Origin of the sequence: Thermosipho atlanticus DSM 15807, assembly GCF_900129985.1 — a bacterium.
Lineage (GTDB): Bacteria > Thermotogota > Thermotogae > Thermotogales > Fervidobacteriaceae > Thermosipho_A > Thermosipho_A atlanticus.
This window is the reverse complement of sequence record NZ_FQXN01000001.1, coordinates 212102-238118: the sequence shown is the minus strand read 5'-3', so window position 1 is coordinate 238118 and position 26017 is coordinate 212102. Positions and strand designations below refer to the sequence as shown.

Here is a 26017-nt window from a genome sequence, read left to right as displayed (position 1 = left end):
TTTCTATTCCTCCTTAACAAGTTTTTCGATATATACTGCATCTTCTCCATCTACTTCCTCAACTCTTACTTTAACAATTTCTTTATGCTTCGAACTCGGAATATTTTTTCCAACATAATCTGGTCTTATAGGAAACTCACGATGACCTCGATCTACTAATACAGCAAGTTGAATTAAACTTGGCCTACCTCGACTTGTTATAGCATCCATTGCAGCTCTTACAGTTCTACCTGTAAATAAAACATCATCAACAAGAACAACCTTTTTATTAGTTAAACTAAAACTTATTTCACTTTTATCTTCTTTTTTTCTTTTCTCATCATCTCTAAAAGGGCCCACGTCTAAACTACCTAGAGGCACTTTGATACCTTCAAAAATTTCTATATTTTCAACTATTCTCTTTGCTAAATAATAACCTCGAGTTAAAATTCCAATAATTACCAAATTTTCTATCCCTTTATTTTTTTCAAGAATTTCGTGGGAAATCCGAACTAGAGAACGTCTAATATCATCTTTCTCTAGAATTTTCTTCTTCAAAACCTCACCTCTATTGTTACATTATACCCATAAGAATGATTTTCATAATTCATAGGTAAATCAACCGTAGCAGAACTAACATTTGAAAATGAATAGAAAGCATCTATTTTTGCCGATAAATTACCTATTTTAAATGCAAAGTATCCTTTCATTTTGTTATAAAATGCTCCAACTTTGTTATAATATTCAGGTGACCAGTATCCTCCCAATGCAATAAAGTCGAAATCTACTCCCCCACCAATATTAAATTGGAAATATTCTTGTTTTATATAATTCATGTTTGCATAAAGAACAAAGTTTCCTAAATCATAAACTAAATCTATTCCAACGTTTCCCTTGAAAGCCTCTCCAGGATATTGAGAATAAATAGAAAAATCATCAAGAAATGCTCCTAAAAATACATTATCAAAAATTTCTCCCGCAAAGCCTATACCAATATTCATTAAAAAAGCACTTGTTGATTCATCCGTATAATTAACTATTTTAATGTCTCCTCCCCACTTTATCGTGTCATTTTCTCCGCTAATACTGTAACCCACTTCATTTATACTTTGAGAACTATCTTTTGACGCAAATAAATAAAAATTACCTATCATATTTTCTTCAAATTCATTATAATACAACCCAAAATTTGTTGTCCAACCATGAATTCCCCCAAAATATGTACCGTACTCAAAACCTAAAGCAGTATTTTGGTTTAAAGAAAACGCTGGATTCTCAACATATCTTACACCAAACAAAAAAACTGAAATAACTAAAATTAAAAATACAAAAACTTTTTTAATCATAATGTTTTAATACCTCCCCTCTTAACTTTTCAAAAGTACCCTCCTCAATTGAATCCCTTATTTTTTTACTCAAATCCATCATAAAATGCAAATTATGAATCGTTAGTAGGATTTGACCTAAAACTTCTCTTCGATCAAATAAATGCCTTATATAAGACCTAGAAAAGTTTTTACACGTATAACAAGTACAAGTTTCCTCAATTGGAGATTTATCAAATTTGAATTTTGCTGCTCTAATGTTTAACTTTCCTATCCAAGTCAATGCTTGACCATGCCTCGCCACTCTTGTAGGAAGAACACTATCAAAAATATCCACTCCATTATAAACCAGGTCAACAATAAGCTTTGGGGAACCAGCCCCCATGAAATATCTTGGCTTATTCTCCGGGAGAAATGGAACAGTAAATTCTGTCATCTTTAATGTAATATCATATTCTTCTCCCACGCTCAAACCACCAATTGCAAATCCATCAAACTCCATACTTGTAATTTCTCTTGCACTTCTTTCTCTTAAATCATGAAAAAATGCTCCTTGAACTATTCCAAAAATAGCTTGATCAGACAATTCTCTGATCCTTTTTAAACTTCTTTCAGCCCATTTCGTAGTCAACTCTAAAGCTCTTACTGCTTTATCATACTCAATACCCGGTTCAGCACAATAATCAAAGGCCATGACTATATCTGAATTGATAGCATTCTGAATTTCCATTGAAAGCTCAGGGGTTATCATGTGTTTACTCCCATCTAAAGGAGATTTAATTAATACTCCTTCATCAGTAACTTTTCTTCCTTCTCTTAAACTAAAAACTTGAAATCCTCCACTATCTGTTAAAACAGGTTTATGCCATCCAATAAAATTATTTATTCCACCGTGAAATTTTAACACTTCCATTCCGGGCTTTAAATACAAATGAAAAGCATTCCCTAAAATAATCTGTGCCCCTACTTCTTCAAGTTCCTTAGGAGTCATTAATTTAACATTTGCATTTGTCCCAACAGGCATAAAAGTAGGTGTTTCAACAATTCCATGAGGTAGATATATTCTACCTCTCCTAGCTTTCCCTAAAACTTTTATTAATTCAAATTTCAAAGCCATTTTCTTTAACCAACTCCCTAATATCAGTGTAGAAACCTCTTACTTCATTTTTTAACTCTTCAAGTTCTGTTATGTATTTTTCTACGAATTCTTTATCTTTAATAGACTTTAAATTTATTAAAACGTTATACATCGCTATCCTATAAGCAGCTTTTGCTAATTCTGCAGCAGAATAAGCATCAGAAATAGCATTTTTATTTCCCCATCTACATGTATTTTGACAATACCTTAGAATATTTCGGGCTTCTCTTGCAAGTTCAAAAGGAATATCTGCAGCTTTTTTTAATGCTTCTTGTAATATTCTCTCTCTACTTGGATCATCTTTAGGCATTTTTATAGCCTTCATAACTTCATTAAATGCTTCAATATCTTTCATAGCAATTTCTTGTAATTTATTTCTAGAATACTCCATAGCTTCTAAAACTTCTTCCATAATTTCCTGATAATCAACATACTTTTTCTTGCCTATAGTTAAATTTGCAACCATTTGATTCAGCGATGCAGCAAGAGCAGCCACAACTGCACCTACCGCTCCTCCACCAGGAACCGGAGATTTTTCAGCAACTTTATCACAAAACTCTTTAAGAGGCATATTTTTGATATCCACACTATCACCCCTACTAACCAATTTTATAATGCTTTCTGACAGGTGATTTGATCTTCCAAATACATTTTAACCCTTTTGGAAATTCAACAAAATCACCTTTTTTTATAGTATATGTTTTCCCATCTTGTGTTTCAACTTCTACTTCACCTTCTAAAAAATAACATTTTTCCTTTTCATCATAATACCAATCAAAAACTGATACTTCTTTCGTCCAAATTGGCCAATTTTTTATTCCCAGTTCCTCTATTTCTTTATCAGAAAGCTTTTTAATTCTTATTTCCATAAATTACACCTCCCAATTTATTATAGCATATTATTATCAATTTTTTCTATTAATAATGCCAAAAAGTAACCTACAATTGCCACAAAAAGTCCTAAAAAAATACTACCTTTTCCATGCATTGTTGGAAAAATAGGATATAATGATCCAATGACCAAACCAAAAACGAAATTATTAACAAATACTTCATTCTTTTCTAAAGCCCACCTTATCAAATGAGAAATAGCGTAAATTCCTACTAAAACTCCTAAACCAAGAATTATTAATACGCCAAGTTTCATATTACTAATTGCTGAAATTCCCGTATCATATATCCCTAAAATCAGCAGCATCAAAGAGCCACTTAATCCTGGGATTATCATTGCAGCTCCACCTAAAAATCCACCAAAAAAAAGTTTTAAATTTGAAACTGATGAACTATAAGGAAGAAAATTCGGTACTAATACTAAAATTATACCAACAATTGTCGGCAAAATCCTAAATTTAATTTTCCTTTTCAAGTAAAAAATAGAAGCCAGAATCAAACCAAAAAAGAATGAATACATATAAAACGGATAATTTTCAAGTCCAAATTCGAAAACTTTTGCTCCGGAAAAAAGAGAAACAAAAATTCCTACTCCAATAACAAACAATATTTTAAAACTATTTTTTTTAAATTTAAATAAATCTGAAATAGATACCACTAAATCATTATAAATACCTGCTATCACTGCCATAGTTCCTCCGCTAATACCAGGAACTAAATTTGCAAGTCCCATTAGTATTCCTCCAAAAAAATATCTGAACAATTCGATCACCTCACATACATATTCAATCCATAAATATAGTATATCTTAATCACAAATAAAATCAAATAATAAGTTAAGTATTGCAAAATTCAATTTTTATGGTAAAATCATTTACAGATTCATGGAGAGGTGGCCGAGCGGTCGAAGGCGCACGCCTGGAGAGCGTGTGACGCCCGCAAGGCGTCCGTGGGTTCAAATCCCACCCTCTCCGCCAGAAATTACCGGGACTAAAGTCCCGGTTTAATATTTATATGTGAGGTGATTTCATGAAAAACAATGAATTAATTAAAAAAGTCAAAGAACTTGCAAAAAGTGCAACCGAAAAATATGGTTTAGAATTATTTGATGTGAAGTATTATAATCAATCCGGAAAATGGATCTTAGAAATCATTATAGACAACCCTTTTGATTATGTTAGCACAACAGATTGCGAAAAGGTCTCTAGAGAAATTGAAGCTACTTTAGATATGCTAGATATCATCCCAAAAAGATATTTTCTTACTGTTTCTTCACCTGGACTTGATAGACCTTTAAGAAATATAAATGATTTTATTAGATTTCAAAATAAAAAAGCAAAAATAATCACAAAAACAAAAACAATTATTGGTCAAATTTTAAATGTTGAGAATAATGTTATCTACATTCTCTTAGAAAATGGAAATACCGAAAGGATTAATTATTCAGAAATTGAAAAAGCAAATTTAGAAATTGAATTTTAGGAGGGATTTAAATGAATTTAGATTTTTTAAGGGCTTTAGAACAGTTAGAAGAAGAAAAAGGAATTAAACCAGATGAAATAATACCAGTGATTGAAAAAGCACTTGTTAGCGCATACAGGAAAGACCATGGAGGCGAAAAAAACGTTGAGATAATAATCAACAGACAAACAGGAGAGATTGAAGTATATCAATTACTTGAAGTAGTTGATGAAGTCGAAGATGACAAAAAACAGATATCTTTGGAGGACGCTTTAAAAATTAAATCAGATGCTTCAGTCGGAGATATCGTAAAAAAAAGATTGAATATAAAAAAATTTGGCAGGATTGCAGCTCAAACTGCCAAGCAGGTTCTTATTCAAAAAATTAGAGAAATAGAAAAAGAAAAACAGTTTGAAAAATATTCAGAATTAATCGGAAAAATCACTACAGCCGAAGTAATAAGAGTAACACCAGATTGGGCAGATATAAGAATAGGAAAACTTGAAACAAGACTTCCAAAAAAAGAATGGATACCAGGTGAAGAGATAGAAGCATCATCATTAATCAAAGTCCATATTAAAGACGTTAAAAAAGATAAAAAAGGACCAAGAATAATGGTTACAAGAATTAATGAAGATTTCATAAAAGGTTTATTAGAACTTGAAGTCCCTGAAATAGAAAACAAAGTTGTTGAAATAGTCAAAATTGTAAGAGAACCAGGAATCAGGACAAAAGTAGCAGTCAAATCAAATAATCCAAAAGTTGATCCCGTTGGGGCATGTATTGGCGAAGAAGGTATAAGGATTGCAGCAATATTGAAAGAATTAAAAGGTGAAAAATTAGACATTATAAAATGGTCGGAAGATCCGAAAGAATTTATTGCAGCAGCTCTTCAGCCAGCAAGTGTAATTGAAGTTGAAATTTTAGATTTTGAAAATAAAGCTTCTCGTGTTATTGTTCCACCAAACCAACTTTCTCTAGCAATTGGCAAGGGTGGCCAAAATGCACGCCTTGCAGCAAAATTAACAGGTTGGAAAATTGATATCAAACCTATAATGAATATCTGAGGAGGAAGAATATGTATCTCGACGCGTTGAAAAAAACATTAAAAGATAAAAAATACAGAATGACACCTCAAAGAGAACTTGTTTTGAAAGTATTTATGGATAATGAAGATGAACACCTTGGAGCAGAAGATGTTTATAGGATTCTGTTTTCTAACAAACATTCAGTTAGTAAGGCAACAGTTTATCGCACAATAGAACTTTTGGTAGAATTTGGATTCTTAAGAAAATTAGATTTCGGAGAAGGAATTTATAGATATGAATTAGCAAAAAAGAATAAGCAACATCATCATTTCATATGTAAAAATTGCGGGAAAATATATGAAATTGAAGAAAAACATCTCAAAACATTGAAAAGAGAGCTAAAAAATCAGGGATTTGTTTTCGAAAACTTTGATTTTAAAATATATGGAATTTGTCCGAACTGTAATAAAAAAACAAAAAAAAGAAAAGAAAAGAAAAAATAAGAATAAATACTACCTGGAATGTACGGTAGTTTAGAAAATATATAAGAAACCGCTTCAATAATTTTTGTAAAAGGAAGTGCTATATATAAAAATGCATGAGTTAAAACATGAAAATTTAACAAATAAAATAAAAACGAAAGTGAGAGAAGAATAAGCACAGCTTGTACAGGAAGCAAAATAATAATACTTCCTACAATTGAAAAAATATTAATAGATGAAAACAGCGACAGATATGGTGCACTTCCCAAAAACGCAGCAATTGGTTTTAAATATTTGTTTTCAACACTTAATATACCAAATGTACTGAAAAAACTCATGTAAAATGATAGAGAGTATGAAAGTGAAGGTTCCAACAAAAGAAAAGTAATTCCTACAACACACAATACATTGAGTTTAGAAAATTTTAATTCCAATAATTCTAGTATCACCAATGCTAAAAGATAAATAAAGGCTCTCAGAGATGGTAAGTTTAAACCTGTACCGACAATAAATACAAACGGAATTACTAAAGAAATCGTATTTCTAATTTTTCTCTTAATACCAAAAATCGAAAAAAACAGCAAAGAAAAACTAAATAACAATGAAACATGCATACCAGAAACACTGAAAAAATGATACAAACCACTATTATAATAATCATTATTTTTAATTTTTCCACCAAATAATCCATAAAAAACTTCGCTATATTTTAGAAGTTCTTCTCTAAAACTTTCAGTAACTAGATAAACTTTTCTAATAATACTCAAAGAATAGGGTGATGACATCACCCTATTTTTGTTTAATATCACTTTTGGATAATTCAATTTCCTACTTGTCATATCGCCATAATAATAAACAATATCACCAAGTGGAATTTCTTTATAAACTCCTACACTTAAATTTAGATTACGCCATTCCTCCTCGTAATAAATTTTTCCCCGAACAATTGAAAAGTTATCATTTGTTTGTACAACACGACCAACAAATTCAAAATTACCCTGAACATTTATTCCCCCCATATAATTAACAATTAAAATAATTGATAAACCTAAAAAGAACATAGGCCGTTTGTAAAAAAGTATAGGTAAAAATAATAAAAGCCTCGGAACAGAAAAAATAGGGGCTATTAAAGCCCCTAAAATAGCTAAAAGAAACAAAATAACGACCATTATGCTCCGTATTTTTTTAGTCTTCCTGAATATGCTAGTGCAAGAGGCATAATATCAACTGCATAAATAGTTCCTAAAGTTCCTCTTACACATTCAAACTCATCAAATGTTTTTGATAAACCTCTCCTAGTATATTTAGCACTAATCATTAAAGGAACAGGATGAAAAGAATGTCCTTTCATAAGACAAGGTGTGGAATGATCACCAGTAATTATTAAAACATCTGGTTTTAATTCAAGTAAAATAGGTAAAGCTCTATCAACTTCCTCAATAACTTTTACTTTGTTTTCAAAGTTTCCATCTTCACCATATGAATCAGTCTTTTTAACATGTATATAGAAAAAGTCAAATTCATTCCATATCTCTTTAACAGTATTAAATTCATCTTCAACTGTCTGACCTGTTGTTACAACATTCATGCCAACCAATTTGGCAAGCCCTCTATACATTGGATACACAGCAATTGCAGCAGCTTTCAATTTAAAAACATTTCCAAATTGAGGTAAATCTGGATATTTTGAAAAACCCCTTAAGAGTGCGAAATTCATCTTGGGGTTATCCTTTAAAACCTCTTTTATTTTATCTAATAGTTTATTTACAATAATTGCTGTTTTTTCAGAACCTGGTTCTAAAGCCGTTGTATACTTTATAGGCTTGCCTTCTTTTTGCGGATCTGCATCTTCTAATTTATCACCTAAACCTTCACCTGTAAGTTTTACTACAAAACGATGCTCTTTACCAGGATAAAATGTTATCTTCACATCATCTATTTGTTTTATCTTTTCGTTTAATAATTCAACTACTTTCGCACTTTCTTCAGTCGCCGGCCTACCTGCCCTTCTATCTAAAATTATATTACCATCTATTGTTGCAAAATTTCCTCTTGCAACAACATCTTTTTCACCAACTTCTACATCGCTTCCCAATGCTTCTAATATTCCTCTACCTATCTGATATTTTAAAGGATCATACCCAAAAATTCCCAAATGACCGGGACCACTTCCAGGGGTTATTCCAGGTAAAACAGGAATGGTTTGTCCCAAATCACTCTTGGTTGCGAGAAAATCAAGATTAGGAGTATTTGCTTTTTGTAATGGAGTTACACCTTGTTCATTGGGAATATCACCTATACCATCCATTACCAACATTACGATTTTTGAGTTATTAGAGGATATCAAATCTTTAATAACGTTTTGCCTGTCTAACATTTTCACACCTCCTTCGCTTTTTTTATCCTTAAATAAATAAACATACTGATTCCAAATACCATCAAAACTGCACTTATTAATTGTGCAACCCTAATTTTTCCCCAATAAAGACTATCTGTTCTCAAAGCTTCAATCCAATATCTATTCAATGAGTACAATATAAAATAAAGTGCCGTTGTTTCTCCATGACTTTTCTTTTTTAAATCATATCTATAAAGAAACAAGAATATTAAAAAGTCAATTACACTTTCGTATAAAAAAGTTGGATGAAATTTACTGAAATCTTCATACCCGGGCATTCTGTTTGATAGAGGAACATACATACCCCAAGGTAAATTGGTGGGCCTGCCATACGCTTCGTAATTAAAAAAATTACCCCATCTCCCAAGAGCTTGCCCTAAAGGCAAAACACTTGTAAACAAATCCAAACCCTGCAAAAATGTAAACGAACAATTTTTTTTCAATTTTGTATATAAGTATGTTGCTAATATTGCACCAATAATGGCACCATGTATTGCAAGCCCTCCATGCCAGATCTTAAAAATCTCAGAAGGATATTTAGAATAAAAATCTTTCCACATAAAAATTACATAATAAATTCTCGCACCTATTATCCCAAAAATAATTCCCCAAAATAAAGCTTCATCAAGTTCTTCAGGATTAATTTTATAAATTTCTAAACGTCTTCTAACAAGAATATATGATAATATGATACCAAACACAATCATTACACTGTACCATCTTAATTCAAATCTGCCTATCCGAAAAATATATCTTTTGACAATAATTTCTCCACTAAAAACTTTTGATAAAAAAATACCGATCAAAATTATGATAAATATTGAAATTAGGATATAAAAAAACTTTTTTTTCAAAATATCACCCCAACTTTCTAAATTATTCCACGATGTTTAATAAAACTGTACAATATTATCCATGTTCCAAACATCACTTTGAGATAAATCAATATATTCAAAAGAATAATATTATTAATTTGCCAAAAGCTAGTACCTTCAAAAAAAGTAACCACAGAAAAAATATAAATAAAAAATAAGAAAATTTTTTCAAACAATTTTACTTTAAAACCGTGAAAAAAATGTTCAAATTCACTTATAGTAGTACTTAAGGCATATAGAAGAAGTGCTGTCCCACCTGCAACTCCAGCTGAAAAACCTCCACCTGGAGTAATATGGCCATAATATGCCAAATAAAAAGAACTCAACATTACAAAAAAACTTAAAAATCTTAATAAAATCCTTATATGCTCTTCATGCAAAAATATTCTATTCAATTCAATAGAAAAATTAAATAATAAAACACCTAAAGCAGCCAAAGAAAATACTAAAACCTCAAAAATTGTATCATATAATCTGTTTTTTAAATAAATTTCAGTCACAAAATTATTTACTTCTCCAAGAGAAGAGAAATTTATAGAATAACTAGATTTTTCAAATAACATCGAAAGTAGAACAAGAAATATCAAAAAGATCGAAATATACTTTAATATTTTTAACCATACCATATTAGTTTTATACCCTCCGTTTTGAAAATGTATACATCCCTAAACCCAATACTTAAAGCTTTATTTGCCATTTTTCGAGCGTTCTTAAAAGAGGCAACTACTAATGCATCAAACTTCGCTGGAGAATTAATACTAATAACAGGAATCCCTCGAATACGTGTACCAATTTTACTTTCATCATCATCGAAAAAAACTACAACATTAAAATTTCTATTAACCAATAACTCACACAATGTCTTTCCCACTATTCCTGCCCCGTAAACAGCAATATGTCTTTTACCTTTTAATTTCAAAAATATACTCTCAAGGTGTACATTTATTTGATTTGAAAGGTTAACTATGTCATTAAAAAAAGCTAATCTCATCAAATTAAGTTCTGATAAGCCATTTTTGGTAAGATTGTATTTCGCACGTTTTCCTGTTTTTGTAACAGTTATAAATCCATCTTTTTTTAATTCAGACAAGTATTTATTAATCAATGAAGGTACTATTCCTACCTTTATTGACAACTGCTTTTGTGTTATAGTTTCATCTTCGTATATAGATTCTAGAATTAACATTTTTCTAAAATAAGGAGAAGGTTCAAAAAATTTTAAATTACTAATCTTTACCACTATTTCACTCCTTTCGCCAAAATTATAACACATTTTCGTGTTATAATTTTTTATAAAGGAGGCGAAATTTATGTTTATAAGAGTAACTTTGGCCCAATTAAATTCTACACTTGGAGATTTTGAAACAAATTATAAAAAAATAATTGAAGCTATAAATTTTTCCGAAGAAAAAAATTCTGATTTCGTTATATTTCCTGAATTATTTCTAACCGGTTATCCTCCAGAAGACTTAGTTCTTAGAACTTCGTTTTTATCGAAAAACATAGAATACTTAAACAAAATAATAGATTATTCTAAAGGTAAAAATCCGGTTATTTTGCTTGGTTTTATTGATGTTAAAAATGATGCATATAATGCAGCTGCAATTATTCAAAATGGTCAACTAATTGGTAAATATCACAAACAACTCTTACCAAATTACAGTGTTTTTGATGAAAGAAGATATTTCAAGCCTGGTGAAGAAATTGTAATAATAAATTATGGAAACATAAAAATTGGTATTAACATTTGTGAAGACATTTGGAGTCCCTTAGGTCCAATGCATTATCAAGTAACTAATGGCGCACAACTTATTCTAAATCTTTCCGCGTCTCCATATTTTTATGGCAAACGAGAATTAAGGAAAAACTATTTGGCTCAAAAATCTTATGATTATCATTGCCCAATAGTATATTGTAATCTTGTAGGTGGGCAAGATGAAATTGTTTTTGACGGTGGAAGTATTGTAACAAATTCAGAAGGAAATATAATATTCGAAGGGAAACCTTTTGAAGAAGAATTAATAATAATCGACATACCAATCGAAGAAAATCTTCGGACAAATTTACATGATCCAAGAAGAAGATATATTGAAAAAATCAAAAACTCTGAAGTTATTACAGTAAAGGCTCAACTTAACCCTACACCAAAAAAATTCGAATTTGTTAATAAAAAAGAATATAAACTTGAAAAAGAAGAAGAAATATTTAAAGCATTAACTTTAGGACTTAAAGATTATGTAATTAAAAATGGTTTTTCGAAAGTTGTTCTAGGATTAAGTGGTGGTATAGATTCTTCATTAGTCGCTGTTATCGCTGCTGAAGCTCTTAAACCAGAAAATGTTATAGGAGTTTTGATGCCTTCTATGTATACCTCTCAACACAGTATTGATGATGCAATTACCCTTGCCCAAAATTTAAATATTAAATACCATATTATTTCTATAGAAGATATTTTTGAAAAATACAAAGAAGGTTTTTCAGAGATTTTCAAAGGCTTAAAGGAAGATACAACTGAAGAAAACTTACAAGCAAGAATCAGAGGAAATATTTTAATGGCACTTTCAAACAAATTTGGATACCTAGTTTTGGCTACTGGTAATAAAAGTGAAGCAGCTACTGGATATGCCACATTATATGGGGATATGGTTGGAGGTTTATCACCTATAAAAGACGTTTACAAAACTGAAGTATACAAAATTGCCAGGTGGTATAATAAATATAAAAGAAAAGAAATTATCCCCGAAAATGTTTTTATTAAACCACCTAGTGCTGAATTAAAACCAAACCAAAAGGATGAAGATTCATTGCCCCCATACGAAATACTTGATGGGATTTTAAAAGAATACATTGAAAAAGAAAAATCTGTAGAAGAAATTTCTGAAAAAGGTTATAACCTTGAAACTGTTAAGTATGTTGCTAAACTGGTTGACAAAAATGAATATAAGAGAAAACAAAGCGCCCCGGGAATAAAAATAACGGAAAGATCATTTGGAAAAGATAGGAGAATGCCAATCACAAATAAATATAGAGAGTGGTAGAAAGAAGGCGGTGAACATAGTGGTAAAAATAGGAGCACATATGCCTATCGGGGGAGGTTTTAAGAGGGTACCCAAAGAAACTGTTGGAATTGGTGGAAATACGTTTCAAATTTTTCCACACAATCCCCGGCAATGGAAAGCTAACTTACCAAAAAAAGATGATGTAAAAAAATTCAACGATGGGATAAAGAAATATGGAATTTCACAAGATTCAATGTTATGCCATAGTGGTTATCTCATTAACCTAGCAAGCCCTAAACACGAAACTTGGGAAAAATCATTAAAATTGTTAATTTCTGAAATGCAAATATGTACAACGTTAGGAATCAAATATTTAAATATTCATCCTGGCAGCCATCTGGGTGAAGGTCTAGAAATTGGTGTAGGAAATATTGTAAAAGCCTTGGATATTGCAATGGAACAAGAAAAGTCTACATTCATCTTACTAGAAAATGTAACAAAAAAAGGCGGAAATATAGGGTATGAATTAGAACATTTAAAAAATATTATCGATAAAGCAAGATATCCAGAAAGAATTGGAATAACCATCGATACTTGCCATGCGTGGGATGCAGGATACAATATTACAGACCCAATTGAACTCGATAAATTTTTAAATAAAATTGACAAGCTTTTTTCATTAAAAAAGTTGTTATTTGTTCATCTCAATGATTCAAAAAATGAACTTGGTTCTAATAAAGATAGACACGAAAACATAGGAAAAGGAAGAATTGGAATAAATGGGTTTAAAGTTTTCTTAAACCATGAAATTATCAAAAAAATACCTTGGATATTAGAAACCCCCGGTGATAATGACGTACACGCTCAAGATATCAAAGAAGTATTGAAAATTTTAGAGGTGGAATGATGAAAATAGGTCTTGCACTAGCTGCTGGCGGAGTTAAAGGAATCTCTCATATTGCTACACTTAAATTGTTAGAAGAATACAACGTAAAACCTGAAATAATTACAGGTTCCTCCGCTGGTTCTATAATAGCCGGTTTATATGGTTTGTATGGAAATAGTGAAAAAGTATACGAAAAATTTTCCTCTGCTATTGATAAGTTCCTACCACTGTTTAAAAAATATTATAATAAACTCAATAAATCTTCAGGTACTTGGGGAATCTTACAACGTTCATTAATTCCAATAGAAGAATATTATCCATTTTTTAGATATTTATTTGGTAGAAAAAAATTTAGTGATTGCAAAATTCAAATAGGTGTAGTAACATTTGATAATGAAAACGCAAACTCACTTTTGATCACAGAAGGTTATCTAGTTGACGCAATTATGGCAAGTTCATCCGTTCCTGGAGTGTTTTCGCCTCTATGGTTGGCAGGTGTACAAAACACAGATGGGGGGGTATTATCTCCTGTGCCAGTAAGTGAAGCTATAAAAATGGGAGCAGATTTCGTTATTGCAAGCACTTTCTCAAGAACACCAATTGACTATCCTAAAGATCAATTAGAATTAATGTTTTACATAGATACGTGGAAAGAAATAGAAATTGAATATATTGATTTAGATAATGCAAATGTGGTAATATATTATAGGATTCCTTACGAGTGGTTCGAGTTTCCCAAATACGAACAGATTTATCAGTCCGCTCTTTCCTATGCATACGAAAGGAGAGAAGATTTTGATCCTCGCAATTGGAGGTAATTCAGTCCTCTATTTTTCTTTACCAGCTTTTTTCAAAGCGTGCGAAAAATTCGGATTAGAATTTGATGAAATACACTGTACGGGATTTTCTTGTATACCTGCTTATTTTTATTTAAAAACCAATTCATCAAACCGAAGTTATGCTTATACTCGTACAATATATGATGAAACTTTAAAAACCTTTCATTTCGCATATGGTTTCAACTTTACGAATATTATTGAACAAATTCTTGCTCTTTATAAAGCTTCAAAAACTCTTAATGGCTTCAAAAATCAAAGAACACTAATAAAATATGTAACAAAATATTTTCCTGATGAGAAAATAACAAAAAAATTAAAAATTCACGCTTTTAATTTAAATACATTTAATGACGAAATACTTGAAGATGATAATCTTCAAGATGCAATGATTAAAACTTTATCTTTTCCTATAGAATATTCTCCTTATAATGGCTTCGTTTCTGGTTCATGGGTCTATGGTGTTCCTGAAGGTGATTTTGTAATTCTCATTAACAAAAAATTTGATGTTAATTTAAAAAATGCAATTGATTATATGGTATATTCTACTTATGCAAGAACCAATGAAATCATGAGAAAACGATTTAACAATGCAAAATATAAACTTAAAATAACTACAAGTAGTCTAAATCCTTTTAATTTATCAACAAAATTATACGAAATTTCCGAAAAATACATTGGAGGTATATTATGAAAAAAATTGTTTTATCCTTTTTGATATTTGTTGTACTAATTTCTTTTTCAAAAACTATTCATATTTCTTCCGACTATGTCGAACCAACTGATAGCGTTATAAGTTACAGTGGTAATATTGTAGTTTTGATCGAACCTGACAATCTATCTCTTAAAACTGAAAGAATGGAAATTGAAAAAATTCAAAATAAATGGATACTTTTATCGGCAACAGGAACTGTTCAAATTTCTTTTGATAAAGGAGAATTAGAAGGTGAAAATCTAAGTTACAATATAGAAACCCAATATGGGACAATTGAAGACTCATCTTTAACTATTATAGATTCTAAAAGTTCAGAAACTATCTTTATAAATTGTGAAAAACTAAATTTTGATTTATTAAACAACGTTTTTGAAGGAAATTCAAAAAATCAAAAGATTGAAATCATTAAGGGGAGCATCACCGCTTATTCAAATAAATTTTTCTATAACAAAGAAAAAGGTGAACTAATTCTAGAAGATAATGTGGAACTAATTGACAAAGAAAAGAACATTAAAATAAAAGCCGTGAAAATTATTTTAAATACTGAAAATAACAATCTAAAAGGTGAAAAAGTACAAGTTGAAATAGTGGTGGAGTAGTATGAAATACATAATTATTAGTGGCCCAACAGCTGTTGGAAAGACTGATATTATCTTGGAACTTGGTCAAAAATTAAACTTCCATGTTATTTCTGTTGACTCAAGACAAGTTTACAAACATATGGATATTGGCACAGCAAAACCCACAGTTGAAGAACAAAAATTAGTTAGGCATCATTTAATCGACTTCATCAAACCTGATGAATACTACAATGCATTTCAATATAGACAAGATGCCTTAAAAATTCAGCAAAAATTATTGAAACAAGGTATTTATCCTGTTTTTGTAGGTGGTACAGGGTTATATATCGATGCTTTAACCAAAGGAATGTTTGAAGGAGTCCCTAGAGATGAAAACCTAAGAAAAGAATTAAGTAATCTTGAAAAACAAGAGCCTGGGATTCTTAGAAGTATGCTTGAAAAGTACGATCCAGCTTCAGCTACAAGAATTCACCCGGCTGATATAAAAAGAACAATAAGAGCTTTGGAAGTTTATATGAAAACTGGAAAAAAAATTTCAGAATTGCAGCACCATCATTCTATTTCTGATGATTATATTATAATTGTCTTAAATAGGAACAGAGATGAATTACATGAAAGAATTAATACAAGAGTCGATGCAATGATAAAAAATGGACTTGTAGACGAAGTTAAAAAACTAATTATGAAGTATCCTGTAAATTTAAATGCTTTTCAAACAATTGGATATAAAGAACTAATTCTTCATTTTGAAAGAAAATATGATTTCAAAACTGCAATACATTTAATAAAAAGAAATACACGAAGATTTGCAAGAAGACAAATTATATGGTTGCGAAGATATAAAAATGCCAGGTGGTTTAATTTATCTGAACTTTCAAGAAAAGAAATTCTCACTTTATTAGAAAATATTATAACAAAAGCTAGAGGAGGAGGAAATGGAAACCCTTTATAGAAAATATAGGCCTAAAACGTTTTCAGAAGTCATAGGTCAAGAACATGTCAAAAGATTATTCATTAACTCTCTTAAAAATAATATGGTTTCACATGCATATATCTTTGCAGGCCCTCGAGGTACGGGTAAAACCACTGTTGCAAGAATTCTTGCAAAGTCTTTAAATTGTGAAAATCGTATTGATATTGAACCATGTAATAAATGCTCTTCTTGTATTTCAATAGATAACGGTAATTTTATGGATGTATATGAAATAGATGCTGCTTCAAATAGAGGGATTGATGAAATTAGAAAAATACGAGATACCGTTGGATATCATACTGCACAAGGAAAATATAAAATTTATATTATTGATGAAGCCCATATGTTAACAAAAGAAGCATTTAATGCTTTGCTAAAAACTCTTGAAGAACCTCCGCAAAATGTTATTTTCATTCTAGCTACAACCAACCCAGAAAAAATACCTACAACGATAATCTCAAGATGTCAAGTAATAGATTTTAAAAATATTGAACTTAATAAAATTGTCGAAAGATTAAAATATATATCAGAGAAAGAAGGTTTTGACATCACAAACGAAGCATTACATGAAATTGCAATAAGAGCAAATGGTGGATTAAGAGATGCACTTACCATTTTGGAACAGGTAGTAAGATTTGCAAGCGAAAAAGTAACAGTTGATACAGTCAAAGAAACGCTTGGAATGATTTCTGAAGAAATTATCAAAAAATTACTCGAAGCTATTAGAACAGGTAACATAAAACAAGTACTCAATTTAGTAGAAGAAATTTATTTTTCAGGAAAAGACATTGAACTATTTTTAAATCAAATACTTGAACACATTATTCTTAAGGTTCAAAATGGAGATTTAAGCGAAATCGATCTTTTAAAACCTATTTCATTGATTCTTAAAGATATAAAATATTCAGATGAGAAGTTCTTATTAGTTAAACTTGGATTAATAGAATTATCAAAAAATTATATTAGTAAACCTCTCGAAAATAATCTAGACCAAAAAAACAATCTAAAAGAAGTACAACCAACAAATAGTCCGAGTAATGGAAATACTCCTGAAATTAAAGATATCATTAATAAATCATCAATATCAAACAGTGCTAATAATGATTTAAAAGTTTTGGAAAATGAAGGCAGCATTATTAATGAAATTATCGAAGAATTAAAGATAAAAGGTGATTTATCTTTGTATGTTGGATTATCTTTTGCAAAAATTGAAGAAACTAATAATGAAATTATAATTTCTTTCCCCCCTGATAAAAAAATACAGCTTGAAATTGTTAAATCCAAAATTGATGTTCTAGAAAAATTTTACTTAACAAAAGCAGGTATCAGAAAAACATTTATTGTAAAAACAGAAGATAACAATGAAACGGATCAAGTACTAAAAAAATTAAAAGCCATATTTGGTAACAACTATACAATAGAGGAGTGATGAATTTGCTAATTCTAAAAGATATTATTCTAAAAGCAAAGCAAATGAGAGCTTCGGATATACATTTGTCCACAGGATTAGAACCAATCATCAGAGTTGATGGGAAATTAGTTAAACTTTCCGACTTTCCCCCAATTAATGCAAATGAATTGAAACAGGCAGTAGAAGAAATCCTTTCAGAATATAGTATTGAAAGCCAAAAAAAAGAAGTTGACTTTTCTTTCTCATTGGAAGATTTGAGAGTTAGAGCAAACTATTATTATGAAAGAAGAAATCCTGCACTAGCATTACGACTAATTACTAGAAAAATCCGAACAGTTGATGAATTGGGCCTTCCTCAAATTCTAAAAACATTTGCAGAACGACCATATGGTCTTGTATTAGTTGCCGGACCAACTGGTAGTGGAAAATCAACCACTCTTGCCGCAATGATCGAACATATTAATAGTGAATACGCTAAACACATTATTACCATTGAAGACCCTATAGAATATGTCTTTGAAAATAATAAATCACTAATTCATCAACGTGAAGTCGGAACAGATACACTAAGTTTTTCAGATGGTTTAAAATATGCTTTAAGGCAAGATCCAGATGTTATACTAGTTGGGGAAATGAGAGACTTAGAAACAATTTCTATGGCATTAACATCAGCCGAAACGGGGCATCTTGTTTTTGCCACCGTTCATACAAACTCCGCAGCTTCTGCTCCTGAAAGAATTGTGGATGTTTTCCCGGCACATCAACAAAAACAAATATCCCTACAACTTGCAAATACCTTGGTCGCCGTAATCTTTCAACGATTGGTCCCCAAAAAAGACTCTGGAGTAATTCCTATTACAGAAATAATGGTTGCAACACCGGCGATAAGAAACTTGATTCGTGAAGGAAAATTACACCAAATAGAAGGTGTTATGCAAGCAAGCAAATCGCAAGGAAATACATTATTTGATGATGTTTTAATTGAAGCTTACTTGAAGGAAATAATCACCAAAGAAACGTTATTAGAAAATGTTAGGAACTTACAGGAGGTGCAAAAAAGACTAGGATGGAGAATTTAGATATTGTAATTCAAATAAAAAATTGGAGTAATGAAGCTATCAAAAACTTAGAAAAAAAGTTAATGGTTCCGTTATCTCCAGAAGAAATAAAGAAGTATTCGGAAGAATATTCAAAAATGAAAGAAATAAACACTCTTGCAAACAAATACTTAGAATTAGAAGATGAAATCCAACTTTGGAAAGAAGAAATGCCAGAAAATTTTGAAATAGAAGTTGAGAAATTAGAAAAAGAAAAAGAAAATGTGATGCAAGAATTGATTTCTATTGTCATTCCTGAAAATGAATATAGTGGAAAAAATGTATATTTGGAAATTAGAGCCGGAACTGGTGGAGAAGAAGCAGCATTATTTGCAGCTGATTTACTGCGGATGTATCTACGCTATGTAGAAAAGAAGGGATTCAAAGCAGAAATTATCGATGAAAACAAGACGGATCTAGGAGGATACAAAGAGGTCATTGTCAGAATAAAAGGAAAAAATGTCGGAAATTATTTAAAATATGAAAGCGGCGTACACAGAGTTCAACGTGTCCCCACAACTGAATCTGGTGGAAGAGTTCACACTTCCACTGCTACAGTTGCTGTTTTACCGGAAGTCTCTAGTGTTGACATCGAAATTAATCCCTCGGAAATAAGAATTGATACTTATAGAGCATCTGGGGCGGGTGGACAATACGTTAATAAAACTGAATCAGCTGTCAGAATTACACATATTCCTACTGGTATAGTTGTCACCTGTCAAACTGAAAGATCACAACTCCAAAATAAAGAACAAGCTATGAACGTTCTCAGAGCAAGATTATTCAAATTGAAACTTGAAGAACAAGCAAGAAAAATTAGTGCTAATAGAAAATCGCAAATAGGAACTGGAGAAAGAAGCGAAAAAATAAGAACATATAACTTTCCACAAAACCGAGTCACAGATCATAGAATTAACTACACATCATACAACCTTCAAGCTGTGCTAGATGGAGAATTGGATGAATTTATAACAAGACTAATGAGAATTGACATGCTTGAACAATTAGAAAATATCATAAAAGGGGGCGTAAAAAATGAACATAAAAATAGTTGATCACCCTTTGATCAAGCATAAATTAACAATAATGCGAAGAGTTGATACGGGGCCAAAAGAATTTAGAGAATTACTAAAAGAAATTACCTTGCTTATCGGATACGAAGCTACAAGACATATAAAACTATTTGAAACTGAGATTGAAACCCCTCTTGAGAAAACAAAAGGATATTTTTTTAATGATAAAGATGTTGTAATAGTCCCTATTCTAAGAGCTGGTCTTGGAATGTCTGATGGTATATTACAATTACTTCCTAATGCTTCAGTTGGGCATATTGGCATTTATAGAGATCCCGAAAGCTTGCAACCAGTAGAATATTATGCAAAATTACCAAAATTAAATGATTCTTCACTTATATTCGTTCTTGACCCTATGCTCGCAACTGGTGTTTCTTCAGCAAAAGCAATTGAAATTTTAAAAGAAAATAATGGAAAAAACATAATATTAGTAACTTTAATATCCTCACCGGAAGGCGTAGAATTTATTAACAAGCAACATCCCGAAGTAATCATTTATACTGCCTCACTTGATCGGAAACTCAATAAAAAAGGTTATATTTTACCTGGATTAGGTGACGCCGGTGATAGATTATTTAGAACTAAATAAGGAGGAGTTAGTTTGAAATCAGATGCATTAAATATCAATGACTTGGAAAAAATGACAATCAAAGAATTATATAAGCTCGCAAAACAATATGATATCCCACGCTATACATCTTTAAGAAAACAAGATCTAATTTTTGCAATTCTAGAAGCAAAGGCTGAATCTGAAGGTTACTTTTTTGGCGAGGGAGTGCTTGAAGTTCACCCCGACGGGTTCGGCTTTCTAAGAAGCTTAGAAAGCATGTTGCCAAGCTCAAAAGATATCTACCTTTCCAATTCACAAATTCGTAAATTTAATTTAAATACTGGAGATATTATTTCTGGGGTAATTCGCCCACCAAAAGAAGGAGAAAGATTTTTTGCCATGATAAAAATTGAAGCAGTTAATTATAAATCGCCTGAACTTGCGAATGAAAGAGTCAATTTTGAAAATTTAACCCCAACATACCCTGATTCAAAATATGTTTTAGAAACAGAAAAGAACGTAATGTCAACACGTTTAATTGACTTATTTTCACCTATTGGAAAAGGCCAAAGAGGAATGATTGTAGCTCCTCCTAAAGCTGGAAAAACAACTATTTTAAAAGAGATTGCAAATGGCATCGCCAAAAACCACCCTGAAACCATTCGAATTGTTTTGTTAATTGATGAAAGACCAGAAGAAGTAACAGATATAAAGGAATCAGTTAATGCTCAAGTAATAGCTGCTCCTTTTGACATGCCACCTGAAAAACAAATTAAAAAAGCGGAATTAACTTTAGAAATGGCAAAAAGACTAGTTGAATATGGTCACGATGTTGTTATTTTACTCGACAGTTTGACAAGACTTGCAAGAGTTTATAACATTAATGTACCACCAAGTGGAAAATTATTATCTGGCGGAGTTGATCCTGCTGCTTTATATAAACCCAAACACTTTTTCGGAGCTGCACGAAATACAAAAGAGGGTGGAAGTTTAACTATCATCGCTACTTCGTTAATAGATACTGGTTCTAAAATGGATGAAGTAATATTTGAAGAATTTAAAGGAACAGGAAATATGGAACTCGTTCTTTCAAGACAACTTGCTAACAAAAGAATATTCCCTGCAATTAATCTTATTCTTTCAGGAACAAGGCGAGAAGAACTTTTATTAGATGAAGCTACCCTGAAGAAAATATGGCTATTAAGAAAAATGCTTTCATCAATGACTGAAGAAGAAGGGCTAAAATTGATCCTTTCAAAACTTCGTGATACTAAATCTAATGATGATTTTCTAGCATTAATCGATCTTCAAAAAGGAAATTAAATATTCAAGAACGTTTCAAAATTACTTGAAATTATGACAATTGTTTTCCTTACACTTGCCTACTATTTCGTTATTTTTAAAAAAGAAAAAAGAAAATTTTTTGATAGGTTTAATGGTTGGTCTTTTGAAAATAGGTAGTACAAAAATTGAAAAAGCTTCTGAATTTATTGACTTTAATACAATGTTTTTTCTTATTGAAATAATGATTATTCCAATTTTAAAATCTATAGGCTTTTTCAATATGTAGCGATAAACACTGCGAAATTTATTAAATCTAATATTCATAGATTACTCTTTTTCGTAAATTTTTATTGTTTCAGTCATTTTAGATAATGTGGCAGCAATTATTTTTTGTTCCTATTATTTTGCTCATTTCAAATTCTGCTTATATCAACTCAAAACCTGTTATGTTTTTCTCTATAATTTCTTACCTTATTGATAATCTTTCAACAATTATTGGTATTCAACCTAATATTTTAATCGTAATTGTAGTAAAAATGTTCTTAAAATTTATTACTAAAATATTCCCACTATCAATAGTATTTATATGATTATCTCCTTTGTTGCAAAAAAATTAAAATTTGTAGGTGATATAAATTAAAAGCGCAAAATCCTATCAAAATAAATCCTGAATTTTCGATAATTAACAAAAAACTTTTAGTGAAAACCTTTCTAATTTTTTTAATGTTCATTTCCATCTTTGACATTCATAAATATATAGACTATGAACTTTCTTTAATAATCCTAACTAGAGTTGCTTTTTTCCTTTGCTTTCAAATAAAAATACGCAAAGATATAAATTGTATCGAGGGCCACTTCTTAAAAGTATTATATATTACTTTTTGTTACTTCATTTTTACTATTAGGAAATCGTCAATGTGCCCTTTCGACCATGGACTATGATATATGATCTTAATACCTGTTGTTCAAAAATTTATTTTCCTCTTCTTGGCCATTTGTATTTTACCATTTACAACTTGAAAATATGGAAGTCATTTTTCATCTTTTTCTTTTTCTTTTTCCTTCATTATTGTTATAATATATTTAGTATTAATAGAATCATCTTAAAAGGAGTGATGAACATTAAAAAACTTCCATATCTTCTAACACTAATATTTATTCTTATATCTTCTATTTCATTCTCAGAACCTTTAATTTTTAATTTTATAAAAAGTTTTTCCGGTAAGCGAGACTTTTTTATAAGTACTGAGATAATTTTTGATGTAATGGATGAACAAAAAAGCGAATTTCACACAAATATATCTCTAGAAGCAACAATAATCAATCTTGAAAAATTTACTGTAAAATTTCTTGCACCTGAATTTTTAAAAGATATAGAAATTGAATTCAATGCACTTAACAATATTTCTGTATTTAAATATCAAAATAATACGAATTCTGAGGTAAGTAATTATACGATAGATTCAATTTATGAAATTTTCAAAACTGCTTCAGATTTTTTATCTTCGTCCGTTTTCAGAGTATCAGAAACTAAAAATGGTCTAATTTTCTCACCTACTGGCTATCCGTTTCTTAAAAGATTAGGACTAGAACCTACAAAAATAAATATTACATTAACTGAAGATGGGTTCGACGAAATAGTATTTTCTACAGATGATAGTACTGAAACTGTGACAATAAAATTTAAACAATTTAAAATTCTAGATATCAACTAAAAGGAGTAAAAATATGGAATTAAAAAACAACATTTTTGAGATCGATTATAATAGTTTAATAGAACAAGGGTACAAAATTTTTTTGTTCGACTTTGACAACACATTAAATAAATGGAGAAATTCTAGTATAAGTAACGAAACTATTCAACTTTTTGAAAATCTTAAAAGCAAAAATGTTCATGTTTTTATAGTATCAAACGGAAAACCAAGAAAATTAAATTATAACGTTGAAGCCCTCTGGTTAGCTAGAAAACCTTTGATTTTTAAAGTTAAACGTTTTTTAAAATTTAAAAAACTAGATAAAGAAAAAAAAGTAGTTATTGGTGATCAAATTTTTACAGACATTATTTTCGGAAAATTGCTTGGAGCTTATACAATAAAGGTACAGCCAATTGACACATCAAAAGAATTTATAATTACAAAATTACTTAGATTTTTTGAAAAAATTCTCTTGAAAATCTTAAAAAATGTGATATAATCTTTATCGGAGGCGTGTTCCGAATTGGCTAAGGGGCCGGTCTTGAAAACCGGTGGGGGTTACACCCCCGTGTGGGTTCGAGTCCCACCGCCTCCGCCATTTCTTTAAAAATAAAAAAAGGGCAACTTGCCCTTTTTTTTATGCAAGATTTTTATTATAAGTCAAATAAAAAGCCTGGCAATCAACCAGGCTTTTATACTTTTTATCCTAACGCTCTTGGGTCAAATGCATCACGTAAACCATCGCCAACAAAGTTAAAAGCAAGAACGGTTACAAATATAAATATACCTGGTATGAGTAACCATGGCGCACTTTGTAGTACATAAATATCTTGCGCCCTTGCCATCATAAGCCCCCACGAGGCTGATGGTTCACGAATTCCGAGCCCTAAGAACGATAACCCAGCCTCACCTAAAATATATCCTGGAATTGCTAATGTTGAGGTTACAATCATATATGTCATTGTATTCGGAATAACATGCTTCCACAATATCTTCCTATCAGGATAGCCCAAAGCAACTGCTGCTTCAACAAATTCGTTTCTTTTGATAGAAAGAACCATACCTCTTATAATTCTCGCTCTTCCGGCCCAACCAATGAATGATAATATAAAAACAAGAAGTATATATATTTGAGATGACGGCATATCAAGAGGTAATAATGACCTCAGCAATATAAGAAGATAAAAACCCGGTATGGACATTATAATTTCTGTAAATCTCATTAACAATTCGTCGGCCATACCTCCATAATAACCTGCTATTCCTCCAAAGAACAAAGATAATGTCAAAGTAATCGCTAAACCAATGAACCCTATAGATAACGAAATCCTTGATGCAAAAATTATTCTACTCCATACATCTCGACCAAATTGATCTGAACCAAGAATATATAATTTCACAAATGGATTGTTATCATAATTATCCACACCAAACAAATGATGTTTTAAAGGAATGACCCATAAAATGTAACCTACTCTTCCATAATCTTTCTCTTTTGGACCCCAGGATTTTACAAACCACTTAATAGGATAATACTTATAATCAAAATCTAAGACCTTTAAATCCTTACCCATTAAAATCTTTGTTTTTCCATTTTCATCTGTATATTTTATATAGTTAATGTAATACTTTAAACCTACTTTTTCTATTTCATCTTCTGAATTTACTCTGAGTTTGAATGAATATTTCCCAAAAATTACATTTTTGGCTGTCCTAGTATCATTTTCAACAAAGGCTTCTCCATCAGTTAAAATAGAATCGTTAATTCCAAAAACTAAATAATCCGTTTTTTCACTTGATGAAGAAAGTTTTATCCATTTTCCACCTACAAATGCATATTCTTCCTTTTTCAAACTAAATTGAATTTTATCAGTATTAATTACTTCACCAGGAAATTCATTTCTTGGAAAATATTTTGCATTATTAACAACTAATGTAATAACTTTTCCTTTATACTCTAAAGTTAAACGACTAGGAAAAAGTAATTGTCTAGTTTTTCTTGTATAATCTAACTTATCAACATAACTTGTACAAGGCAAAACATGCAATCCCACTTTTTGTTCAAAATCTTTTACCTTATACACTGATGAAACTTTAGTTGGAGGAGCATAAGAATGTTTTAGACTCTGATCAAAAGGATTATATGGAGCTAAGAAATCAGCAGCGAACATCACGATATACATGATTATTAAAATCCATAAACCAAACATTGCTAATTTATTCTTTTTAAAAGCACGCCACATCAATTGTCCACGAGATAAATAAACTTCTTCAAAATCTATATTTTCATTATTCACATTATTTTTATTTTTTAATTCATCCTTCTTTTTTGCCATCCAAT

At 30.5% G+C, this 26017-nt stretch carries 29 protein-coding genes and 2 tRNA genes; 19 read left to right on the top strand and 12 right to left on the bottom strand.

All coding sequences use genetic code 11. The features are described 5' to 3' along the window. Positions 1-3 precede the first annotated feature (3 nt). Genes pyrR through BUB65_RS01280 form a run of 6 tightly spaced genes read right to left on the bottom strand, consistent with a single transcriptional unit; the run spans position 4 to position 4096 of the window. Entirely contained in the window at positions 4-537 is a 534-nt protein-coding gene (pyrR, locus tag BUB65_RS01305; protein WP_073071298.1) for a bifunctional pyr operon transcriptional regulator/uracil phosphoribosyltransferase PyrR, read from the bottom strand. Further along, entirely contained in the window at positions 534-1325 is a 792-nt protein-coding gene (locus BUB65_RS01300) for a hypothetical protein (protein WP_073071296.1), read from the bottom strand. Before BUB65_RS01300 ends, pyrR begins: the two co-directional genes overlap by 4 nt. After that, on the bottom strand, positions 1318-2421 hold the full coding sequence (gene tgt, locus BUB65_RS01295; RefSeq protein ID WP_073071294.1) for a tRNA guanosine(34) transglycosylase Tgt: 1104 nt from the start codon (positions 2419-2421) through the stop codon (positions 1318-1320). Before tgt ends, BUB65_RS01300 begins: the two co-directional genes overlap by 8 nt. Further along, the gene (locus tag BUB65_RS01290; protein WP_073071291.1) at positions 2405-3028 is read right to left on the bottom strand and encodes a cyclodeaminase/cyclohydrolase family protein; all 624 of its coding nucleotides are present in this window, start codon (positions 3026-3028) and stop codon (positions 2405-2407) included. Before BUB65_RS01290 ends, tgt begins: the two co-directional genes overlap by 17 nt. Before the next feature lie 13 nt (positions 3029-3041). Next, positions 3042-3311 carry a cupin domain-containing protein gene (locus BUB65_RS01285; protein ID WP_073071289.1) on the bottom strand — a complete coding sequence of 90 codons (270 nt, stop codon included), beginning with the start codon at positions 3309-3311 and terminating at the stop codon, positions 3042-3044. A gap of 20 nt (positions 3312-3331) precedes the next feature. Further along, the gene (locus tag BUB65_RS01280) at positions 3332-4096 is read right to left on the bottom strand and encodes a DUF368 domain-containing protein (protein WP_234946700.1); all 765 of its coding nucleotides are present in this window, start codon (positions 4094-4096) and stop codon (positions 3332-3334) included. Between the two features lie 123 nt (positions 4097-4219). Between BUB65_RS01280 and BUB65_RS01275 the strand changes: the two genes are divergently transcribed. The 4 genes from BUB65_RS01275 to BUB65_RS01260 all read left to right on the top strand — a co-directional run bounded on the left by BUB65_RS01275 (position 4220) and on the right by BUB65_RS01260 (position 6325). Further along, positions 4220-4310 (top strand) — tRNA-Ser (locus tag BUB65_RS01275). A 52-nt stretch (positions 4311-4362) separates the two neighbouring features. Continuing rightward, complete coding sequence (locus BUB65_RS01270; RefSeq protein ID WP_073071285.1) at positions 4363-4815, top strand: ribosome maturation factor RimP; 453 nt, start codon at positions 4363-4365, stop codon at positions 4813-4815. An 11-nt stretch (positions 4816-4826) separates the two neighbouring features. Continuing rightward, complete coding sequence (gene nusA, locus BUB65_RS01265) at positions 4827-5861, top strand: transcription termination factor NusA (RefSeq protein WP_073071282.1); 1035 nt, start codon at positions 4827-4829, stop codon at positions 5859-5861. Positions 5862-5872: 11 nt separating this feature from the next. Further along, positions 5873-6325 carry a Fur family transcriptional regulator gene (locus tag BUB65_RS01260; protein ID WP_073071280.1) on the top strand — a complete coding sequence of 151 codons (453 nt, stop codon included), beginning with the start codon at positions 5873-5875 and terminating at the stop codon, positions 6323-6325. On the opposite strand, the gene BUB65_RS01255 is transcribed toward BUB65_RS01260, so the two are convergent. From BUB65_RS01255 to BUB65_RS01235, 5 genes are read right to left on the bottom strand one after another with little or no spacing between them, the layout of a single operon-like run. After that, a complete protein-coding gene (locus BUB65_RS01255; RefSeq protein WP_073071277.1) occupies positions 6229-7473 on the bottom strand; it encodes a ComEC/Rec2 family competence protein in 1245 nt (414 codons plus the stop codon). The two genes, BUB65_RS01260 and BUB65_RS01255, sit on opposite strands and share 97 nt — an antisense overlap. Further along, positions 7473-8681 (bottom strand): 2,3-bisphosphoglycerate-independent phosphoglycerate mutase, encoded by a 1209-nt coding sequence (locus BUB65_RS01250; protein ID WP_073071275.1) that lies wholly within the window; start codon positions 8679-8681, stop codon positions 7473-7475. The genes BUB65_RS01255 and BUB65_RS01250 overlap by 1 nt, the downstream gene beginning before the upstream one ends. 2 nt (positions 8682-8683) lie before the next feature. Next, positions 8684-9556, bottom strand: coding sequence for a prolipoprotein diacylglyceryl transferase (gene lgt / locus BUB65_RS01245; protein ID WP_073071273.1), 873 nt, complete (start codon positions 9554-9556; stop codon positions 8684-8686). 17 nt (positions 9557-9573) lie between these two features. Further along, positions 9574-10203, bottom strand: a complete 630-nt coding sequence (locus tag BUB65_RS01240) for an MnhB domain-containing protein (protein WP_073071270.1) — start codon at positions 10201-10203, stop codon at positions 9574-9576. Continuing rightward, the gene (locus BUB65_RS01235; protein ID WP_073071268.1) at positions 10191-10817 is read right to left on the bottom strand and encodes a winged helix-turn-helix transcriptional regulator; all 627 of its coding nucleotides are present in this window, start codon (positions 10815-10817) and stop codon (positions 10191-10193) included. The genes BUB65_RS01240 and BUB65_RS01235 overlap by 13 nt, the downstream gene beginning before the upstream one ends. Positions 10818-10887: 70 nt before the next feature. Between BUB65_RS01235 and BUB65_RS01230 the strand changes: the two genes are divergently transcribed. The 15 genes from BUB65_RS01230 to BUB65_RS01160 all read left to right on the top strand — a co-directional run bounded on the left by BUB65_RS01230 (position 10888) and on the right by BUB65_RS01160 (position 24274). Then, a complete protein-coding gene (locus BUB65_RS01230; RefSeq protein ID WP_073071266.1) occupies positions 10888-12615 on the top strand; it encodes an NAD+ synthase in 1728 nt (575 codons plus the stop codon). 19 nt (positions 12616-12634) lie between these two features. After that, entirely contained in the window at positions 12635-13483 is an 849-nt protein-coding gene (locus BUB65_RS01225) for a deoxyribonuclease IV (protein WP_073071263.1), read from the top strand. Continuing rightward, positions 13483-14280 carry a patatin-like phospholipase family protein gene (locus tag BUB65_RS01220; protein ID WP_073071261.1) on the top strand — a complete coding sequence of 266 codons (798 nt, stop codon included), beginning with the start codon at positions 13483-13485 and terminating at the stop codon, positions 14278-14280. Before BUB65_RS01225 ends, BUB65_RS01220 begins: the two co-directional genes overlap by 1 nt. Continuing rightward, a complete protein-coding gene (locus BUB65_RS01215; protein ID WP_073071259.1) occupies positions 14258-14992 on the top strand; it encodes a patatin-like phospholipase domain-containing protein in 735 nt (244 codons plus the stop codon). The genes BUB65_RS01220 and BUB65_RS01215 overlap by 23 nt, the downstream gene beginning before the upstream one ends. Continuing rightward, positions 14989-15612, top strand: a complete 624-nt coding sequence (locus tag BUB65_RS01210) for a hypothetical protein (protein WP_073071257.1) — start codon at positions 14989-14991, stop codon at positions 15610-15612. The genes BUB65_RS01215 and BUB65_RS01210 overlap by 4 nt, the downstream gene beginning before the upstream one ends. 1 nt (position 15613) lies before the next feature. Then, positions 15614-16546, top strand: a complete 933-nt coding sequence (miaA, locus tag BUB65_RS01205) for a tRNA (adenosine(37)-N6)-dimethylallyltransferase MiaA (protein WP_073071255.1) — start codon at positions 15614-15616, stop codon at positions 16544-16546. Continuing rightward, positions 16530-17996 (top strand): DNA polymerase III subunit gamma/tau, encoded by a 1467-nt coding sequence (dnaX, locus tag BUB65_RS01200; protein ID WP_073071252.1) that lies wholly within the window; start codon positions 16530-16532, stop codon positions 17994-17996. Before miaA ends, dnaX begins: the two co-directional genes overlap by 17 nt. Continuing rightward, on the top strand, positions 17996-19057 hold the full coding sequence (locus BUB65_RS01195; RefSeq protein ID WP_073071250.1) for a type IV pilus twitching motility protein PilT: 1062 nt from the start codon (positions 17996-17998) through the stop codon (positions 19055-19057). The genes dnaX and BUB65_RS01195 overlap by 1 nt, the downstream gene beginning before the upstream one ends. Then, complete coding sequence (prfA, locus tag BUB65_RS01190; RefSeq protein ID WP_073071247.1) at positions 19045-20130, top strand: peptide chain release factor 1; 1086 nt, start codon at positions 19045-19047, stop codon at positions 20128-20130. Before BUB65_RS01195 ends, prfA begins: the two co-directional genes overlap by 13 nt. After that, positions 20111-20737 (top strand): uracil phosphoribosyltransferase, encoded by a 627-nt coding sequence (gene upp, locus BUB65_RS01185; protein ID WP_073071245.1) that lies wholly within the window; start codon positions 20111-20113, stop codon positions 20735-20737. Before prfA ends, upp begins: the two co-directional genes overlap by 20 nt. A 12-nt stretch (positions 20738-20749) precedes the next feature. Next, positions 20750-22021 carry a transcription termination factor Rho gene (rho, locus tag BUB65_RS01180; RefSeq protein ID WP_268807467.1) on the top strand — a complete coding sequence of 424 codons (1272 nt, stop codon included), beginning with the start codon at positions 20750-20752 and terminating at the stop codon, positions 22019-22021. Positions 22022-22133: 112 nt separating this feature from the next. Continuing rightward, positions 22134-22268 (top strand): hypothetical protein, encoded by a 135-nt coding sequence (locus BUB65_RS08490; protein ID WP_268807466.1) that lies wholly within the window; start codon positions 22134-22136, stop codon positions 22266-22268. An 829-nt stretch (positions 22269-23097) separates the two neighbouring features. Beyond that, a complete protein-coding gene (locus tag BUB65_RS01170) occupies positions 23098-23697 on the top strand; it encodes a hypothetical protein (RefSeq protein ID WP_234946699.1) in 600 nt (199 codons plus the stop codon). Between the two features lie 13 nt (positions 23698-23710). Continuing rightward, positions 23711-24175: a YqeG family HAD IIIA-type phosphatase gene (locus tag BUB65_RS01165; protein ID WP_073071240.1), complete on the top strand. Its 465-nt coding sequence runs from the start codon at positions 23711-23713 to the stop codon at positions 24173-24175. A gap of 8 nt (positions 24176-24183) precedes the next feature. Then, positions 24184-24274 (top strand) — tRNA-Ser (locus BUB65_RS01160). Positions 24275-24377: 103 nt separating this feature from the next. Here the strand turns inward: BUB65_RS01160 and BUB65_RS01155 are convergent. Next, positions 24378-26012: an ABC transporter permease gene (locus tag BUB65_RS01155; RefSeq protein WP_073071237.1), complete on the bottom strand. Its 1635-nt coding sequence runs from the start codon at positions 26010-26012 to the stop codon at positions 24378-24380. Positions 26013-26017 lie beyond the last annotated feature (5 nt).

What these genes read in the sequence shown, in the direction of transcription:
- BUB65_RS01300 (WP_073071296.1), bottom strand. Translation starts at nt 1,325, where the DNA reads ATGATTAAAAAAGTTTTTGTATTTTTAATTTTAGTTATTTCAGTTTTT.
- tgt (WP_073071294.1), bottom strand. Translation starts at nt 2,421, where the DNA reads ATGGCTTTGAAATTTGAATTAATAAAAGTTTTAGGGAAAGCTAGGAGA.
- BUB65_RS01285 (WP_073071289.1), bottom strand. Translation starts at nt 3,311, where the DNA reads ATGGAAATAAGAATTAAAAAGCTTTCTGATAAAGAAATAGAGGAACTG.
- BUB65_RS01270 (WP_073071285.1), top strand. Translation starts at nt 4,363, where the DNA reads ATGAAAAACAATGAATTAATTAAAAAAGTCAAAGAACTTGCAAAAAGT.
- nusA (WP_073071282.1), top strand. Translation starts at nt 4,827, where the DNA reads ATGAATTTAGATTTTTTAAGGGCTTTAGAACAGTTAGAAGAAGAAAAA.
- BUB65_RS01260 (WP_073071280.1), top strand. Translation starts at nt 5,873, where the DNA reads ATGTATCTCGACGCGTTGAAAAAAACATTAAAAGATAAAAAATACAGA.
- BUB65_RS01255 (WP_073071277.1), bottom strand. Translation starts at nt 7,473, where the DNA reads ATGGTCGTTATTTTGTTTCTTTTAGCTATTTTAGGGGCTTTAATAGCC.
- BUB65_RS01250 (WP_073071275.1), bottom strand. Translation starts at nt 8,681, where the DNA reads ATGTTAGACAGGCAAAACGTTATTAAAGATTTGATATCCTCTAATAAC.
- BUB65_RS01240 (WP_073071270.1), bottom strand. Translation starts at nt 10,203, where the DNA reads ATGGTATGGTTAAAAATATTAAAGTATATTTCGATCTTTTTGATATTT.
- BUB65_RS01230 (WP_073071266.1), top strand. Translation starts at nt 10,888, where the DNA reads ATGTTTATAAGAGTAACTTTGGCCCAATTAAATTCTACACTTGGAGAT.
- BUB65_RS01220 (WP_073071261.1), top strand. Translation starts at nt 13,483, where the DNA reads ATGAAAATAGGTCTTGCACTAGCTGCTGGCGGAGTTAAAGGAATCTCT.
- BUB65_RS01210 (WP_073071257.1), top strand. Translation starts at nt 14,989, where the DNA reads ATGAAAAAAATTGTTTTATCCTTTTTGATATTTGTTGTACTAATTTCT.
- miaA (WP_073071255.1), top strand. Translation starts at nt 15,614, where the DNA reads ATGAAATACATAATTATTAGTGGCCCAACAGCTGTTGGAAAGACTGAT.
- dnaX (WP_073071252.1), top strand. Translation starts at nt 16,530, where the DNA reads ATGGAAACCCTTTATAGAAAATATAGGCCTAAAACGTTTTCAGAAGTC.
- BUB65_RS01195 (WP_073071250.1), top strand. Translation starts at nt 17,996, where the DNA reads ATGAATTTGCTAATTCTAAAAGATATTATTCTAAAAGCAAAGCAAATG.
- prfA (WP_073071247.1), top strand. Translation starts at nt 19,045, where the DNA reads ATGGAGAATTTAGATATTGTAATTCAAATAAAAAATTGGAGTAATGAA.
- upp (WP_073071245.1), top strand. Translation starts at nt 20,111, where the DNA reads ATGAACATAAAAATAGTTGATCACCCTTTGATCAAGCATAAATTAACA.
- BUB65_RS08490 (WP_268807466.1), top strand. Translation starts at nt 22,134, where the DNA reads ATGGTTGGTCTTTTGAAAATAGGTAGTACAAAAATTGAAAAAGCTTCT.
- BUB65_RS01170 (WP_234946699.1), top strand. Translation starts at nt 23,098, where the DNA reads ATGAACATTAAAAAACTTCCATATCTTCTAACACTAATATTTATTCTT.
- BUB65_RS01165 (WP_073071240.1), top strand. Translation starts at nt 23,711, where the DNA reads ATGGAATTAAAAAACAACATTTTTGAGATCGATTATAATAGTTTAATA.
- BUB65_RS01155 (WP_073071237.1), bottom strand. Translation starts at nt 26,012, where the DNA reads ATGGCAAAAAAGAAGGATGAATTAAAAAATAAAAATAATGTGAATAAT.